This is a genomic window from Pantoea sp. BRR-3P, from assembly GCF_039621635.1.
GTDB classification, from domain to species: domain Bacteria; phylum Pseudomonadota; class Gammaproteobacteria; order Enterobacterales; family Enterobacteriaceae; genus Pantoea; species Pantoea floridensis.
In genome coordinates, this window is record NZ_CP155066.1 from 3327982 (window position 1) to 3344963 (window position 16982).

The 16982-nt window shown below is 56.2% G+C and carries 12 protein-coding genes; 10 read left to right on the forward strand and 2 right to left on the reverse strand.

Features of this window, described 5'->3' with window-relative positions:
• Positions 1-30: 30 nt before the first annotated feature.
• From thiB to thiQ, 3 genes are read left to right on the forward strand one after another with little or no spacing between them, the layout of a single operon-like run.
• On the forward strand, positions 31-1017 hold the full coding sequence (gene thiB / locus AAGR08_RS15495; protein ID WP_345827279.1) for a thiamine ABC transporter substrate binding subunit: 987 nt from the start codon (positions 31-33) through the stop codon (positions 1015-1017).
• Positions 1017-2603, forward strand: a complete 1587-nt coding sequence (gene thiP, locus AAGR08_RS15500; protein WP_345827280.1) for a thiamine/thiamine pyrophosphate ABC transporter permease ThiP — start codon at positions 1017-1019, stop codon at positions 2601-2603. The genes thiB and thiP overlap by 1 nt, the downstream gene beginning before the upstream one ends.
• On the forward strand, positions 2587-3288 hold the full coding sequence (thiQ, locus tag AAGR08_RS15505; RefSeq protein ID WP_345827281.1) for a thiamine ABC transporter ATP-binding protein ThiQ: 702 nt from the start codon (positions 2587-2589) through the stop codon (positions 3286-3288). The genes thiP and thiQ overlap by 17 nt, the downstream gene beginning before the upstream one ends.
• On the opposite strand, the gene AAGR08_RS15510 is transcribed toward thiQ, so the two are convergent.
• The gene (locus AAGR08_RS15510) at positions 3285-4049 is read right to left on the reverse strand and encodes a DedA family protein (protein ID WP_097094957.1); all 765 of its coding nucleotides are present in this window, start codon (positions 4047-4049) and stop codon (positions 3285-3287) included. The genes thiQ and AAGR08_RS15510 overlap by 4 nt on opposite strands.
• A gap of 165 nt (positions 4050-4214) precedes the next feature.
• Here AAGR08_RS15510 and polB point away from each other — a divergent pair, with 165 nt between their 5' ends.
• From polB to rluA, 3 genes are all read left to right on the forward strand, one after another.
• Positions 4215-6575: a DNA polymerase II gene (gene polB / locus AAGR08_RS15515; RefSeq protein WP_345827282.1), complete on the forward strand. Its 2361-nt coding sequence runs from the start codon at positions 4215-4217 to the stop codon at positions 6573-6575.
• 152 nt (positions 6576-6727) lie between these two features.
• Entirely contained in the window at positions 6728-9634 is a 2907-nt protein-coding gene (gene rapA / locus AAGR08_RS15520) for an RNA polymerase-associated protein RapA (RefSeq protein ID WP_345827283.1), read from the forward strand.
• Between the two features lie 19 nt (positions 9635-9653).
• The gene (gene rluA / locus AAGR08_RS15525) at positions 9654-10313 is read left to right on the forward strand and encodes a bifunctional tRNA pseudouridine(32) synthase/23S rRNA pseudouridine(746) synthase RluA (RefSeq protein ID WP_345827284.1); all 660 of its coding nucleotides are present in this window, start codon (positions 9654-9656) and stop codon (positions 10311-10313) included.
• 146 nt (positions 10314-10459) lie between these two features.
• Here the strand turns inward: rluA and djlA are convergent, their stop codons facing one another.
• Positions 10460-11272 carry a co-chaperone DjlA gene (djlA, locus tag AAGR08_RS15530; RefSeq protein WP_097094961.1) on the reverse strand — a complete coding sequence of 271 codons (813 nt, stop codon included), beginning with the start codon at positions 11270-11272 and terminating at the stop codon, positions 10460-10462.
• 182 nt (positions 11273-11454) lie between these two features.
• Between djlA and lptD the strand changes: the two genes are divergently transcribed.
• Genes lptD through rsmA form a run of 4 tightly spaced genes read left to right on the forward strand, consistent with a single transcriptional unit; the run spans position 11455 to position 16982 of the window.
• Complete coding sequence (gene lptD, locus AAGR08_RS15535) at positions 11455-13833, forward strand: LPS assembly protein LptD (protein WP_345827285.1); 2379 nt, start codon at positions 11455-11457, stop codon at positions 13831-13833.
• A gap of 54 nt (positions 13834-13887) precedes the next feature.
• Positions 13888-15183: a peptidylprolyl isomerase SurA gene (gene surA, locus AAGR08_RS15540; RefSeq protein ID WP_097094962.1), complete on the forward strand. Its 1296-nt coding sequence runs from the start codon at positions 13888-13890 to the stop codon at positions 15181-15183.
• Positions 15173-16165, forward strand: coding sequence for a 4-hydroxythreonine-4-phosphate dehydrogenase PdxA (pdxA, locus tag AAGR08_RS15545; protein ID WP_345827286.1), 993 nt, complete (start codon positions 15173-15175; stop codon positions 16163-16165). Before surA ends, pdxA begins: the two co-directional genes overlap by 11 nt.
• A complete protein-coding gene (gene rsmA, locus AAGR08_RS15550) occupies positions 16158-16982 on the forward strand; it encodes a 16S rRNA (adenine(1518)-N(6)/adenine(1519)-N(6))-dimethyltransferase RsmA (RefSeq protein ID WP_097094964.1) in 825 nt (274 codons plus the stop codon). Before pdxA ends, rsmA begins: the two co-directional genes overlap by 8 nt.

Sequence of the window (16982 nt, forward strand, 5' to 3'; positions counted from 1 at the left end):
CAACCTTATCTTCTCCTCAAGGAGCGCAAAGTGTTAAACAAAGTTCTGCCTGTGATGCTGTTGGTTGCTGCACCGGCTTTGGCTGCCAAACCGGTTCTGACCGTTTACACCTACGATTCATTCTCTGCCGATTGGGGCCCCGGTCCGGCGGTAAAAAAAGCCTTTGAAGCGCAGTGTGGTTGCGAGCTGAATTACGTGGCACTGGAAGATGGCGTATCGCTGCTTAATCGCGTGCGTATGGAAGGCAAAAACAGCAAAGCCGATGTGGTGCTGGGCCTTGATAACAATCTGCTGCAGGCGGCAGAGAAAACCGGCCTGTTTGCCAAAAGCAGCGTCGATACCCAGGCTTTGCAGCTGCCGGATGGCTGGCACAACGAGACTTTCATCCCATTCGATTATGGCTACTTCGCCTTCGTCTACGATAAAAACAAGCTGAAGAACCCGCCGAAAAGCCTAAAAGAACTGGTCGAAAGCCCGGAGAAATGGCGCGTGATTTATGAAGATCCGCGCACCAGCACGCCTGGCCTTGGTCTGCTGCTGTGGATGCAGAAGGTCTATGGCGATAATGCGCCAGATGCCTGGCAGAAGCTGGCGCAAAAAACCGTCACCGTCACCAAAGGCTGGAGCGAAGCTTACGGTCTGTTCCTGAAAGGCGAAGGCGATCTGGTGTTGAGCTACACCACCTCTCCGGCCTACCACATCATCGAAGAGAAGAAAGAGAACTACGCCGCGGCCGAATTTAGCGAAGGCCACTATTTGCAGGTGGAGGTTGCCGCGCAGCTCGCCAGCAGCAAGCAGCCAAAGCTGGCGCAGCAGTTCATGCAGTTTATGGTTTCTCCAGCCTTCCAGCAGACCATTCCCAGCGGTAACTGGATGTACCCGGTGATCAAAAGCGATTTGCCAGCGGGTTATCACGCGTTGCAGGTGCCAAATAAAGCCCTGCAATTCACGCCAGCGGAAGTAGCCGATCATCGCGCCGCGTGGATTAGCGCCTGGCAACGCGCAGTTAGCCGCTAATGCCCGGTTGGTTAATTCCAGGCAGCATCACCGCGCTGTTGCTGTGCGCGGTGGCGCTGTTGGCCTTTGGTGCGCTGGTGATGGTCGCACCGGCTACTGACTGGCGCGCGTTGCTTGATGACAGCTATCTGCATCATGTGCTGGCGTTTTCCTTTGAACAGGCGCTACTTTCGGCGCTGCTGTCGGTACTGCCTGCTATCCTGCTGGCACGCGCGCTCTATCGCCGCCGTTTTCCTGGCCGCACTCTGCTGCTGCGCCTATGCGCCATGACACTAGTGCTGCCGGTGCTGGTGGCGGTATTCGGCCTGCTGAGCGTGTATGGCCGCAGCGGCTGGCTGGCGCAATGGTGCGCGGCCATCGGCTTTGACTACCACTTTTCGCCGTACGGCCTGCAGGGCATTTTGCTGGCGCACGTCTTCTTTAATTTGCCGCTGGCAACGCGTCTGCTGCTGCAGGCGCTGGAGAACATTCCCGGCGAGCAGCGGCAATTGGCCGCGCAGCTCGGCCTGCGCGGCTGGAATCTGTTTCGTCTGCTGGAGTGGCCGTGGCTGCGCCGCCAGATTCTGCCGACTGCGGCGCTAATCTTTATGCTGTGCTTTGCCAGCTTTGCCACCGTGCTGGCGCTGGGCGGCGGGCCGCAGGCTACCACGCTGGAACTGGCGATCTATCAGGCGCTGAATTTTGATTACGATCCGGCGCGCGCGGCGCTGCTGGCGCTGTTACAGCTCGGCTGCTGTTTACTGCTGGTACTGCTTAGCCAGCGCTTTAGCAAAGCCATTCCTACCGGCAGCCAGAACATTCGCGGCTGGCGCGATCCGCAGGACTCATGGCCTGCGCGCGTTGGCGACACGCTGCTCATCATGTCAGCATTACTCCTGTTGCTGCCACCACTGGCTGCGGTCGTGGTGGATGGCCTGCGCGGCGGCGTGGCCGGTGCGCTGCAACAATCCGCGCTATGGCAAGCCACATTGACTTCACTGCGCATCGCTCTCGGTGCCGGCGTGCTGTGTGTGGTGCTGACCATGATGCTACTGTGGAGCAGCCGCGAACTGCGTCAGCGCCAGCGCATGTTTTCCGCTCAGGCCATGGAACTCAGCGGCATGCTGATTCTGGCGATGCCGGGCATTGTGCTGGCGAGCGGTTTTTTCCTGCTGTTTAATGCCACCGTTGGCCTGCCGCAGCGCGCCGATGGTTTGGTGATTTTCACTAACGCGCTGATCGCCATTCCCTACGCGATGAAAGTGCTGGAGAACCCGATGCGCGATATCAGCGCCCGTTACGGCCAGCTCTGCGCTTCACTTGGCATCTCAGGTTTTAACCGCCTGCGGCTGATTGAGCTGCGCGCGCTGAAACGTCCAATTGCGCAGGCGCTGGCATTTGCCTGCGTGCTGTCGATCGGCGATTTCGGCGTGGTTGCGCTGTTTGGCAGCGCCGATTTCCGCACGCTGCCCTTCTACCTGTTCCAGCAGATCGGTGCCTATCGTGGCGCGGACGGTGCCGTCACCGCACTGCTGCTACTACTACTCTGCTTGCTCCTCTTTACGCTGATGGAAAAATTACCGGGCCGCCATGCTGACACTGAATAACCTCACTTACCTTTATCAGCATCTGCCGATGCGCTTCACTTTCGCGGCACAGGCCGGTGAACGCCTGGCGATCCTTGGCCCGAGCGGCGCAGGGAAAAGCACCTTGCTGAGTTTGCTTGGCGGCTTTTTAGCGGTAAACCAGGGTTCGCTGGTGATGAACGGCGTTGATCATACTCAGAGCGTGCCGTCGGCGCGGCCTGTTTCAATGCTATTCCAGGAGAACAACCTCTTTCCGCACCTGACGGTGCAGCAAAACATGGCGCTGGGTTTACATCCTGGCTTGAAACTCACGCGCGCGCAGCAGCAGCAAGTCACTGACATTGCCGAACAAACCGGCTTGCAGGAGATGCTGACGCGCTTGCCGGGCCAACTTTCGGGTGGCCAGCGCCAGCGCGTGGCGCTGGCGCGTTGCCTGCTACGCAATCAGCCTATTTTGCTACTGGATGAGCCGTTTTCGGCGCTCGATCCGGCGCTGCGCGGCGAAATGTTACAGCTGGTGCGTTCGGTGTGCGAAACGCGCAATATCACGCTGCTCATGGTGTCGCACAGCCTGGAAGATGCCCAGCAGATTGCGCCGCGCAGTTTGGTGATTGTCGATGGGCGCATCTACTGGGATGGCAGCACGGAGAGTTTGATGCGAGGCGAAAGTGAGGCAGCCGCCATCCTTGGCGTGCAAGCGCGTTAAGCGAAGAAGACTTTCCACAGCAGCTGGCGGAAGATCGGCATCATCGGATGGAACTGGATCGCGATAAACGCGCCCACCCCAATCGCCGCCGCTAAAGGTGCCAGCCAGCGCAGACGTGCAGTCGGCAGATACTTCGTTGCCCAATCGACGGTTTTCCCGCTGCGCCACCAGCGCCACAGTAGCCAGCCACCGATCCATACCAGCAGCGCCACCAGCAACAGCAGCCATTTAAAGCTGCCGCCCTGCGCGGCCTGCGGTACATCAATCGCCACGCCCGCTAAAATGCCCGGCATCAAATAGGCGGGCGGCCACAGAATGCAGCCGATGATATTAGGCGGCAGAAACTTGCGCACCGGCAACTCCAGCATGCCAGCTGCCAGCGGAATCAGCGGGCGCGTCGGCCCCACAAAGCGCCCCACCAAAATTGTGAACATGCTGTGTTCATGCAGCGCATGCTCAGTTTTATCCAGCAATCCCTTGTACTTTTTCAGATATTTCCAGCGATGCAGCGGCCCCTGAAACTTCCAGCCGATGCCGTAAGAGACCCAGTCGCCGATTAAACAACCCACGAATCCGGCCGCCCACGCGGGGTAAAGACCAATTTGTCCACTGCCAACCAGCGCCCCAAGGCTGGCCATTAATACCGTGCCCGGCAACAGCAATCCCACGAAGGCCAGCGACTCAAGAAAGGTCACCAGCGCTACGGCGATCAGCGCGTACTCCAGCGATTGCGAAAACAGGTGTTGAATCCAGGCTTCCATAAATATCCTCTGCGGAATATAGAGGCTGGATTGTCCAGAGCATACCTGCAGGCGTCAAGGCAAGAATTGTAGAACGATGTTGACAAAGTGGTGACAATTTCACCCGCCGAGACACTGTATAAACATCCATGTTATACTGAGCCTAATTCATTCTCAGGAGTTAACGTGACCGATCCGCGCGCAGGTTTTCTGCTTACCCGACATTGGCGAGATACGCCGACCGGCAGCGAAGTGGTGCTATGGCTGGCAACCGACAGCGGCCCTCAGCGGCTGGTACTGCCTGCCCAGGAATCGGTGGCGTTTATTCCTGAGGAGTTTCGCACGCAAACTGAGGCGCTACTGCACGACGAGCGCCATACGCGCCTGCAAACATTGGAGCTGAAGGATTTCCGCCGCCGCCCGGTGTTCGGCCTCTATTGCCGCAGCAACCGCCAACTGCAGAATCTGGAAAAACGCCTGCGCGAGAACGGCATTCCCGTTTACGAAGCGGATATTCGTCCGCCTGAACGCTATTTGATGGAGCGCTTTATTACCGCGCCGGTATGGTTTAGCGGTGAAACGCGCGGCGACAGCGTGGTGAATGCGCGCCTGAAACCCCATCCCGATTACCGTCCGCAGCTAAAATGGGTATCGCTGGATATCGAAACCACCCAGCACGGCGAGCTTTATTGTATTGGCCTGGAAGGCTGCGGCCAGCGTCAGGTCTACATGCTCGGCCCCGCTAACGGTGACGCCAGTACCCTCGATTTTGAACTCATCTATGTTGAAAGCCGCCCGCAGCTGCTGGAGCAGCTCAACGCGTGGTTTGAGCAACATGAGCCAGACGTGATTATCGGCTGGAACGTGGTGCAGTTTGACCTGCGCGTGTTACAAAAACATGCCGATCGCTACGGCATTCCGCTGCGTTTAGGTCGTCAGAAACAGGCTTTAGAGTGGCGTGAGCACGGTTTTAAACCCGGTGTATTCTTCGCGCAGGCCACCGGCCGCTTAATTATTGACGGCATCGACGCGCTTAAATCTGCCTTCTGGGATTTCCCCTCTTTCAGCCTTGAAGCGGTCTCGCGCCAGCTGCTGGGCGAAGGTAAAGCCATCGACAATCCGTGGCAGCGCATGGAAGAGATCAACTGGCGCTTTGCTAACGACAAGCCGGCGTTAGCGAAATACAATCTTAAGGATTGCGAGCTGGTAACGCGCATATTTCAGCACACCGCCATTATGCCGTTTCTGCTGGAACGCGCCACGGTAAACGGCCTGGCGGTCGATCGCCACGGCGGTTCGGTGGCGGCATTTGGTCATCTCTATATTCCTCGCATGCACCGCGCCGGTTTCGTCGCGCCTAACCTTGGCGAAGTAGCACCGGAAGCCAGCCCCGGCGGCTACGTCATGGATTCCCGTCCCGGCTTGTACGACTCGGTGCTGGTGCTGGATTATAAAAGCCTTTATCCCTCGATTATTCGCACCTTCCTGATCGATCCGGTTGGGCTGGTCGAGGGTCTGGCGCACCCGGATGATGCCGATTCCGTGCCCGGCTTTCGCAACGCGCGCTTTTCCCGCGAAATCCACTGCTTACCGGCGATTGTTGAGCAGATTTGGCAAGGGCGCGAAGCAGCCAAGCGCGACGGCAATAAACCGCTGTCACAGGCGCTGAAAATCATCATGAACGCCTTTTATGGCGTGCTCGGTACCAGCGCCTGTCGCTTTTTCGATCCGCGCCTGGCGTCATCCATTACGCTGCGCGGCCACGCCATCATGCAACAAACGCGTGAGCTGATTGAAGCGGAAGGCTTTGATGTGATTTATGGCGATACCGATTCTACCTTTGTCTGGCTGAAAGGCGCGCACAGCGAAGAGGATGCTGCGGCAATTGGTCGCCGTCTGGCTGTACACGTCAACGGCTGGTGGCAACAGCATCTGCACGCGACTTATGGACTGGCGAGCGCGCTGGAGCTTGAGTACGAAACCCATTTCAGCCGTTTCCTGATGCCAACGATTCGCGGCGCTGAACAAGGCAGCAAAAAGCGCTACGCCGGCATGATGCGAAGCGACGGCGGCGAACGGCTGGTGTTTAAAGGTCTTGAATCGGTGCGTACCGACTGGACGCCGCTGGCGCAGCAGTTCCAGCAAAATCTTTATGGCCGCATTTTCCGCGGCGAACCGTGGCAGGATTATATCCGCGAAACCGTAGCGCAACTGCTGGCCGGGGAGCTCGATGAGCAGCTGATTTACAAAAAGCGGCTGCGTCGTGCGTTAAAAGATTACGAGCGCAATGTGCCACCCCACGTGCGCGCCGCGCGCCTCGCCGATGAGCAAAATCGTAAGCTGCAACGGCCGTTGCAGTACCAAAACGGCGGCTCGATACGCTATGTGATGGCGACGGCAGGACCGGAACCGCTTGAAGCGCGTAACACGCCTCTCGACTACGATCATTACGTCACCAAACAGCTACAACCGGTGGCTGACGGCATTTTACCGTTCGTGGGTGATGACTTTGCTACACTGATTACTGGGCAGCTGGGGCTTTTTTGACAGGTGACGAATGCCTTGCCATCCAGTACCATAGCGCCCTTCCTGATTCTCACCGCACACACAATCTGACCAAACACCCGTTTGGCGGTTGCGTATTGCCTGAGTGCAGGTGAACTTCTTTATGGCATGTAAGAGAGTCGAGCAAAAAATATATGGTTTTTACACTGGGTCAGCGCTGGATTAGTGATACGGAAAGTGAACTGGGACTGGGCACGGTTGTTGCGATCGATACGCGCATGATCACCATGCTGTTTCCGGCAACCGGCGAAAATCGCCTCTATGCCCGAAATGATTCTCCGGTAACTCGCGTAATTTTCAATCCGGGTGACACCATCACCAGCCATGAAGGCTGGCAGATGTGCGTCGATGAAGTCCGCAACGAAAACGAATTAATGACTTACATCGGCACGCGTCTCGATACCGAAGAAACGGGTGTGGTGATGCGCGAAGTGATGCTGGACAGCAAACTGGTGTTCAGCAAGCCACAGGATCGCCTGTTCGCCGGTCAGCTCGACCGCATGGATCGTTTTGCGCTGCGTTTCCGCGCCCGCAAATATCACAGTGAGCAATACCGCTTGCCGATCAGCGGCCTGCGCGGCATGCGCACCAACCTGATCCCGCATCAGCTGCACATTGCGCACGATGTTGGCCGTCGTCACGCACCGCGCGTGCTGCTGGCGGATGAAGTCGGCCTGGGTAAAACCATCGAAGCCGGCATGATCATCCAGCAACAGCTGCTGGCGGGCCGTGCCGAGCGCGTGCTGATCGTGGTGCCAGAAACGCTGCAACATCAGTGGCTGGTCGAAATGCTGCGTCGCTTCAACCTGCGCTTTGCGCTGTTTGATGATGATCGCTATACCGAAGCGCAGCACGACAGCGATAACGCCTTTGAAACCGAGCAGCTGATTATCTGTTCGCTCGATTTTGTACGCCGTAACAAGCAGCGTCTTGAACTGCTGGCGGATGCCGATTGGGATCTGCTGGTGGTCGATGAAGCGCACCACCTGGCGTGGAGCGAAGACGCACCGAGCCGTGAATATCAGGTTATTGAGCAGCTGGCCGAGAAAACGGCTGGCGTGCTGCTGCTGACCGCAACGCCGGAACAGCTGGGCTTAGAGAGCCACTTTGCCCGTCTGCGCCTGCTCGACCCGAATCGCTTCCACGATTTTAGCCAGTTCGTTGAAGAACAGCAGCATTACCGCCCGGTGGCGGATGCCGTCAGCTCGCTGCTGGCCGATCACGCCATCAGCAAAGATGAAATGAATCTGATCAACGATTTGATCGGTGAGCAGGATATCGAGCCGCTGCTGCAGGTGGCTAACAGCGATCGCGACGGCAAAGAAGATGCGCGTAAAGAGCTGGTTTCAATGCTGATGGATCGCCACGGCACCAGCCGCGTGCTGTTCCGCAACACGCGTAACGGTGTAAAAGGCTTCCCGAAACGCGAGCTGCATCAGATTCGCCTGCCGCTGCCGGCGCAGTATCAAACCGCGATTAAAGTCTCCGGCATTATGGGCACGCGTAAAAGCGCAGAAGAACGCGCGCGTGACATGCTGTATCCCGAGCAGATTTATCAGGAATTTGAAGGCGATAGCGGAACCTGGTGGAACTTTGATCCGCGCGTAGAGTGGCTGATGGGCTATCTCACCAGCAACCGCAAAGAGAAAGTGCTGGTGATCTGCGCTAAAGCGGCCACCGCGCTGCAGCTGGAGCAGGTGCTGCGTGAGCGCGAAGGCATCCGCGCCGCCGTCTTCCACGAAGGTTTATCGATCATCGAGCGTGACCGCGCGGCAGCCTTCTTCGCCTCAGAAGAGGATGGTGCGCAGGTGCTGCTGTGCTCAGAAATCGGTTCTGAAGGCCGTAACTTCCAGTTCGCTAGCCGCCTGGTAATGTTCGATCTGCCGTTTAACCCGGATCTGCTCGAGCAGCGTATCGGTCGTCTCGATCGTATCGGCCAAATGCATGACATCCAGATTCTGGTGCCGTGGCTGGAAAAAACCGCACAGGCGGTGCTGCTGCGCTGGTATCACGAAGGTCTGGACGCGTTTGAGCATACCTGCCCAACCGGCCGCGCCATTTACGATAAAGAGTACTCTCAGCTGATTGAATACCTCGCCGCGCCGGAGAATCCGCAGGGGCTGGATGCGTTCATCACGGAAAGCCGTAAGCAGCATGATGCGCTGAAATCTCAGCTGGAACAGGGGCGCGATCGCTTGCTGGAACTGAACTCCAATGGCGGTGAAGCGGCGCAAGCGCTGGCGAACGCGATCGGCGAGCAGGACAACGATACCGATCTGGTCAGCTTCGCGCTGAATTTGTTCGATATCGTCGGCATCAATCAGGAAGATCGCAGCGATAGCCTGATCGTGCTGACGCCTTCCGATCATATGCTGGTTCCCGATTTCCCAGGCCTGCCGGAAGACGGTTGCACCGTGACCTTTAACCGCAATCAGGCGCTGTCGCGCGAAGATACCCAGTTCATCACCTGGGAGCATCCGCTGATCCTCAATGGTCTTGACCTGATTCTTTCGGGCGATACCGGCAGCTGCGCGCTATCGCTGCTGAAAAACAAGGCGCTGCCGGTAGGCACGCTGTTGGTCGAGATGATCTATGTGGTGGAAGCTCAGGCACCGAAAAACCTGCAGCTCACCCGCTTCCTGCCGCCAACGCCAGTGCGTTTGTTGATGGACCGTGCCGGTAATAACCTGGCTGGCAAGGTCGAGTTCGAAAGCTTCAACCGTCAGCTGAATGCGGTGAATCGTCATACCGGCAGCAAGCTGGTGAATGCGGTGCAGCAAGACGTGCATGAGATTCTGACCCAGGCGGAAAAAGTGATCGTGCCGGAAGCGCAGGCGATTATTGCTGCGGCGAAAGTCGAAGCCGAAGAGAAGCTGGGAGCCGAACTGTCACGCCTTGAAGCGCTGCGCGCCGTTAACCCCAACATCCGTGATGATGAGGTTGAAGCGCTGGAAAGCAATCGCGAGCAGGTATTGGAAAGCCTCGGCGACGCCGGCTGGCGTCTTGATGCGCTGCGCCTGATCGTCGTGACGCACCAATAATGTTCAGGACCACGACATCATGCTGATGGAAGCGTACAACCCGCCGCTCGAACCCTGGCTGCATATTCTGTATCAGGACGAGCACATTATGGTGGTGAATAAACCGAGCGGGTTGCTGTCGGTGCCGGGCCGCCTGGAGGAGCACAAGGATAGCGTGATGACGCGCATCCAGCGTGATTTCCCGCAGGCGGAATCGGTGCATCGTCTTGATATGGCGACCAGCGGCGTGATTGTCGTGGCCCTGAATAAAGCCGCTGAGCGTGAACTCAAGCGCCAGTTCCGTGAGCGTGAGCCCTCTAAGTATTATGTGGCGCGCGTTTGGGGCCATCCGGCCGCCGAGAAAGGCTTAATCGATCTGCCGCTGATTTGCGACTGGCCAAATCGACCGAAGCAGATGGTGTGTTTCGAGAACGGCAAAGCAGCGCAGACCGAATATCAGGTGCTGGAGTATGAAACCACCAACAGTGCGCGCGTACAGCTGAAGCCCATTACCGGGCGTTCCCACCAGCTACGTGTGCATTTGCTGGCGCTGGGGCATCCGATTCTTGGCGACCGCTTTTATGCGCATGAGGAAGCGTTGGCGATGGCACCACGTTTGCAACTGCATGCCGAGTCGCTGACGATTACCCATCCAGCGTTTGGTAACAGTATGACGTTTAGACAGCCGGCAGATTTTTAGTTTCGTCCCTCACCCTAGCCCTCTCCCGCAAGCGGGCGAGGGAACCGTTTTGTGCGATGTTAAAGTGAATCACTCAACCTCAAAATTTGCTCGATCAGCCCCCTCTACCGCTTGCGGGAGAGGGCCGGGGTGAGGGAAAAACAACCTTACTTAAACCCCTTCTCCTTACGAATCAAATCGTAAGCCGCCTGAATTTCCTGGGCTTTCTGTTTCGCCATCTCCATCATTTCCGGCGGCAAGCCTTTCGCCACCAGCTTGTCGGGATGATGCTCGCTCATCAGCTTGCGGTACGCGCGCTTGATGGTGGTGCCATCATCGCTGCTTTTCACGCCCAGCACGCTGCAGGCATCTTCTAACGTAGGCCCACGTTGCGACTGTTGATAGGCCCCGCCGGAGTAAGAACCGCCGCCACCAAACTGCTGGCCGCCTTCCATCATACGCAGGAACTGATCAAACTGTGCTCGTGAAATGCCCAACTCTTCGGCGATGACATACAGCACCTGCCGCTCGTTGGGATGCAGTGAACCATCGGCGAACGCCGCCTGAATCTGGATTTCCAGAAACATCCGAATCAGATCGAAACGACCAAAGCAGGCGCTGCGCAGCTCGCGTAGTTTACTACGCAATGGATAGTCGCTCTGTTTGCCTTCACGAAAAGCCCGCTGTGCGGCGGTACGTGCATCACCGTGCAGCTGCATACGATCCATAAATAAGGAAGCAATCTGGATATCTGCTTCGGTCACGCGCCCTTTTGACTTGGTCAAATGGCCCATCACCTGGAAAGTGGTACTGAAAAACAGCGTCTGACGCGCCTGGTTATTGGCAAAATAACCCTGTCCCTTCACGCTGCGTACTTTGTCAAACATGTGACCAATGATCAGACCCAGTACAATGCCCCAAAAGCCTGCACCGGAAAATATCCCGATAGCCAGACCGATTACTTTTCCCCAGTAGCGCATAAACTCCTCAATTCGCCATGCTTGCGGCTGAAAATTGCATTATCATACCTGTCATTTATCTCAGCGCCTAACGGCAACGCGGACAGACAAGGATTAACACTGGCGCAACGCCGGGCAGTAAGTTAGTCTCTGACCGGATTGTCGGCATGATGCCAGTTTTCATGGAATTATCGAAACCGCGTATGAAAAAACGTATACCTACCCTGCTGGCTACCATGATTGGTGCAGCGCTTTATAGCCAGTCATCACTTGCCGACGATCTGATGTCGCAGTGCATGCTGGGCGTGCCGAGCTACAACCGCCCGCTGGTTAATGGCGATACCAATTCGCTGCCGGTCACCATCAATTCTGATTCAGCCAAAGGCAATTATCCGAATGACGCGGTGTTCACTGGCAACGTCGATGTGCAACAGGGCAATAGCCGCCTGCGTTCCGACGAGGTGCAGCTGCATCAACGTCCGCAGGATGGCCAAACCACGCCGGTTCGCACCGTGGATGCGCTGGGTAATGTGCACTATGACGACAATCAGGTCATCCTCAAAGGTCCGAAAGCTTGGTCAAATCTGAACACCAAAGACACCAATGTGTGGAACGGTGATTATCAGATGGTTGGCCGCCAGGGCCGCGGCGATGCCGATCAGATGAAACTGCGCGGTAATAATCGCTATACCATTCTGGAAAACGGCAGCTTTACCTCCTGCTTGCCGGGTTCCAATAGCTGGAGCGTGGTGGGTTCCGAAGTGATTCAGGACCGCGAAGAAGAAGTCGCGGAGATCTGGAACGCCCGCTTTAAACTCGGCAATGTGCCGGTGTTTTACAGCCCCTATTTGCAGTTGCCGATTGGCGATCGTCGTCGTTCTGGCTTCCTGATCCCGAATGCGAAGTACGGTAGCAATAACGGCTTCGAATTCATGCTGCCGTATTACTGGAATATCGCGCCACAGGCCGATGCCACCATTACGCCGCATTATATGGAAAAACGCGGTCTGCAATTGCAGAACGAATTCCGCTATCTGACGGTGTTTGGTGCGGGTCTGATGGAGCTGGATTATCTTCAGTCAGATAAGCAGTACGATAACGACAAAGCCGTGCGCGGAATCGCACAGAATGACAGCTCCGATCGCTGGTTATTCTTCTGGCGTCATGCAGGCGTTTACGATCAGCACTGGCGTTTCAATGCTGACTACACCAAAGTGAGCGATCCGTATTACTTCAACGATCTCGACTCGAAGTACTACAGCTCCACCGACGGTTACGCCACGCAGAAGTTCAGTTTTGGCTATGCGGACACCAACTGGGATGCCACCCTGTCGAGTAAAGACTTCCAGGTCTTTGGTAACACCAGCAACAGCAATGTCTATCGCGCTCAGCCTCAGCTCGATCTGAATTTCTATCAGAACGATATGGGACCGTTTGATGGCCACGTCTATGCGCAAGCGGTGAAATTTACCAACGTAAACAGCCGCATGCCTGAAGCGACGCGTTTGCACTTCGAACCTACGCTGGATCTGCCACTGTCAAACGGCTGGGCAAGCCTGGATACCGAAGCGAAATTCCTAGCAACCCATTACCAACAAGAAAATATCAACGCCTATAACAACGGCGAAATTGCGAACGTCGGCGGTTCAAGCGGTCGTTTGGATGATTCGGTTAACCGTACTCTGCCGCAGTTCAAAGTCGATGGTCGCTTAGTATTTGACCGCGATATGGATTGGGAACCTGGCTATACGCAGACGCTGGAACCGCGTGTGCAGTACCTTTACGTTCCTTATCGTAACCAGAGCAATATCTACCCTTACGACTCAACCCTACTGCAAACTGATTACACCGGTTTGTTCCGCGATCGTACCTACAGCGGCCTGGATCGCATCGCTTCCGCTAACGAAGTGGCTTCTGGTGTTACCACGCGTATTTATGATAACGATCTGGTTGAACGTTTTAACGTTTCTGTGGGTCAAATCTACTCGTTTACCCCGTCTCGTACCGGCGTAAACCAGACGAACAAAGAAGATGACACCGGCAGCCTGGTCTGGGCCGGCGACACTTACTGGAAAATCAGCGATCGCTGGGGCGCGCGTGGTGGACTGCAATATGACACGCGCCTCGATAACGTGGCGCAGGGCAACGCCGTGGTTGAGTATCGTCAGGATGCCGATCGCATGGTACAGCTGAGCTACCGCTACAGCAGCCCGGAATACGTAGCGCAGGCGTTGAATAACTCAAACCTGGTGACGGATCCGATTTACAAAAACGGGATTTCGCAGGTGGGTGCCACCGCCAGCTGGCCAATTGCCGATGCCTGGTCACTGGTTGGCGGTTATTACTACGATACCCGCAACAGTCGTCCGGCTGAGCAGCTGGTCGGCCTGCAGTACAGCTCGTGCTGCTACGCCATCCGTCTGGGTTACGAACGCAAGATCAACGGTTGGGAAAACAACGACAGTAAGTATGACAACCAAATCTCATTCAACATTGAGCTGCGTGGTCTGAGTTCCAACTATGGCTTAGGCACCAATGAAATGCTGCGTCAGGGCATCATCCCTTACCAGCGCGCTTTCTGATGTTGTGATATTTGACAGGCTATCCCGCAGTGCGGAAACAACAATGGATAAAGTATGAAGAACTGGAGAATGCTGATTCTTGGTGTGGCGATTACCGCCAACACTGCGTTCGCAGCCCCACAAGTGGTTGATAAAGTTGCCGCTGTCGTGAATAACGGCGTGGTACTGGAAAGTGACGTTGATGATATGATGCGCACCGTGAAATCACAGGCGCAGCAGGCAAAACAGCAGCTCCCTGATGACAAAACATTGCGTCATCAAATCCTGGAACGCCAGGTCATGGATGCCATCATTCTGCAGATGGGTGAAAGAGCGGGCGTTCAGATTACCGATCAGCAACTGGATGAGGCTATTCAGAACATCGCCGCGCAGAACCGCATGAGTCTCGATCAGCTGCGCAGCCGTCTGGCGTACGATGGCATGGACTATAACGTGTACCGTGCGCAGATTCGCAAAGAGATGACGATCGCTGAAGTGCGTAATAACGAAGTGCGTCGCCGCGTCACTATCCTGCCGCAGGAAGTCGACACGCTGGCCGCTCAGGTTGGCGCACAGAACACGCAGGGTACCGAACTGAATATCAGCCAGATTCTGTTGCCGCTGCCAGAAAATCCAACGCAACAGCAGGTTGACGATCAGGAAACGCTGGCTCGCCAGCTGGTCGGTCAACTGAAAGGCGGCGCCGACTTTGGCAAACTGGCAGTGACCTACTCTGCCGATCCGCAGGCGCTGAAAGGCGGCAACATGGGTTGGGGCAAGATTGAAGAGCTGCCAACGCTGTTCTCGCAGGCGCTGAGCACGGCGAAGAAAGGCGATATTGTCGGTCCAATTCGTTCAGGCGTGGGCTTCCACATCCTGAAAGTGAACGATCTGCGTGGCGAAAGCAAAAACATCTCCGTGACCGAAGTCCACGCGCGCCACATTCTGCTGAAGCCGTCACCGATCCTGACTGATGCGCAGGCACAAGCCAAGATCGAACAGATCGCAGCTGATATTAAAAGTGGCAAAACTACCTTCGCCGCTGCGGCTAAACAGTTCTCTGACGATCCGGGCTCAGCAAACCAGGGCGGCGATCTCGGCTGGGCATCCCCGGAAATTTACGATCCGGCGTTCCGTGATGCATTGCTGAAACTGCAGAAAGGCCAGGTTAGCCAACCGGTTCACTCCTCATTTGGCTGGCACTTGATTCAGCTGCTGGATACGCGTCAGGTTGATAAGACCGACGCAGCGCAAAAAGAGCGCGCGTATCGTATGCTGTTCAACCGTAAATTTGCGGAAGAAGCGCAAACCTGGATGCAGGAACAACGCGCCGGTGCTTACGTGAAGATCCTGGATAACAATGGTCAGTAATTATCGTGTAGCGATCACCCCCGGCGAACCTGCCGGGATTGGTCCCGACCTCACCGTTCAACTGGCGCAGCAAAACTGGCCAGTTGAGTTGGTAGTCTGCGGCGACGGCGAGCTTCTGCGCCGTCGCGCTGCTTTACTGGGTTTACCGCTGACGCTACGCGATTATCAGCCTGGCGTCGCAGCACAACCGCAGCAGGCGGGCACCCTAACGCTGCTGCAAGTAGATATTGCTCAGCCGGTCACGGCTGGCGAACTCTGTGTCGCGAACAGTCACTATGTGCTGGCAACGCTGGCACGCGCCTGTGACGGCTGCCTCAACGGTGAGTTCGCCGCGTTGATTACCGGCCCCGTGCATAAAGGCGTTATCAATGATGCCGGCATTCCATTTACCGGCCATACCGAGTTCTTTGCCGATCGCGCTGGCGGCGATTTGGTGGTGATGATGCTGGCAACGGAAGAGCTGCGCGTTGCGCTGGCCACCACCCATCTGCCGCTGAAAGAGGTTTCCGCTGCGATTACCCGCGAAAGTCTGCATGAAGTGATCGCCATTTTGCATCGCGATCTGCAGCAAAAGTTTGGTTTGCCAAATCCCCATATCTTCGTCTGTGGCCTTAATCCGCATGCAGGCGAAAGCGGCCATATGGGCCGCGAAGAGATTGATACCATTATTCCGGCACTCAACGAGCTGCGTCAGCAAGGCATCCAACTCACCGGACCACTGCCCGCGGATACGTTGTTCCAGCCGAAATATCTGCAACATGCCGACGCAGTGCTGGCGATGTATCACGACCAGGGCTTACCGGTGCTAAAATTTCAGGGGTTTGGTCGTGCGGTGAATATCACCCTTGGCCTGCCCTTTATCCGGACTTCTGTCGATCACGGCACCGCGCTTGAATTAGCCGGCCTTGGCCAGGCAGATCCGGGCAGCTTTATCACGGCGCTTAATCTCGCCATCACTATGATCAAGAGCAGTAATGAATAATCGCGTCCATCAGGGGCATTATGCCCGTAAACGTTTCGGGCAAAACTTCCTGAACGATCAGTACATTATCGACAGCATTGTCTCCGCCATTCACCCACAAAAAGGTGAAGCGGTGGTGGAAATTGGCCCCGGCCTTGGTGCGTTAACCGAGCCGGTAGGCGAGCGTCTGGATGAGCTGACCGTTGTCGAACTGGACCGCGACCTTGCCGCGCGTCTGCAAACGCATCCGTTCCTCGGTCCCAAGCTGACCATTTTCCAGCAGGATGCCATGACCTTTGATTTCTCCGCGCTGGCGCAGGAGAAAGGTCAGCCGCTACGCGTGTTCGGCAACCTGCCGTACAACATCTCGACGCCGCTGATGTTCCACCTTTTCAGCTATACTGGTTCGATTAAAGACATGCACTTTATGTTGCAGAAAGAAGTGGTGAATCGCTTAGTCGCCGGACCGGGCAGCAAAGCTTATGGCCGTTTAAGTGTGATGGCGCAGTATTACTGCCAGGTCATTCCTGTGCTTGAAGTGCCGCCAGAGTCATTCACGCCGGCACCGAAAGTGGATTCGGCCGTGGTGCGTTTAGTGCCTTATATGCAGCCGCAGTATCCGGTCAGCGATATTCGTCTGCTGAGCCGCATTACCACTGAAGCCTTTGGTAAACGCCGTAAAACGCTGCGCAACAGCCTCGCTCATATGTTTGCGGCTGGTGCGCTGGATCAATTGGACATCGATGCCTCGCTGCGTGCAGAAAACGTTTCTGTGGCGCAATATTGCCAACTGGCAAACTGGTTGAGCAATCATCAGGCAGAAACTCCGGAGAATTGA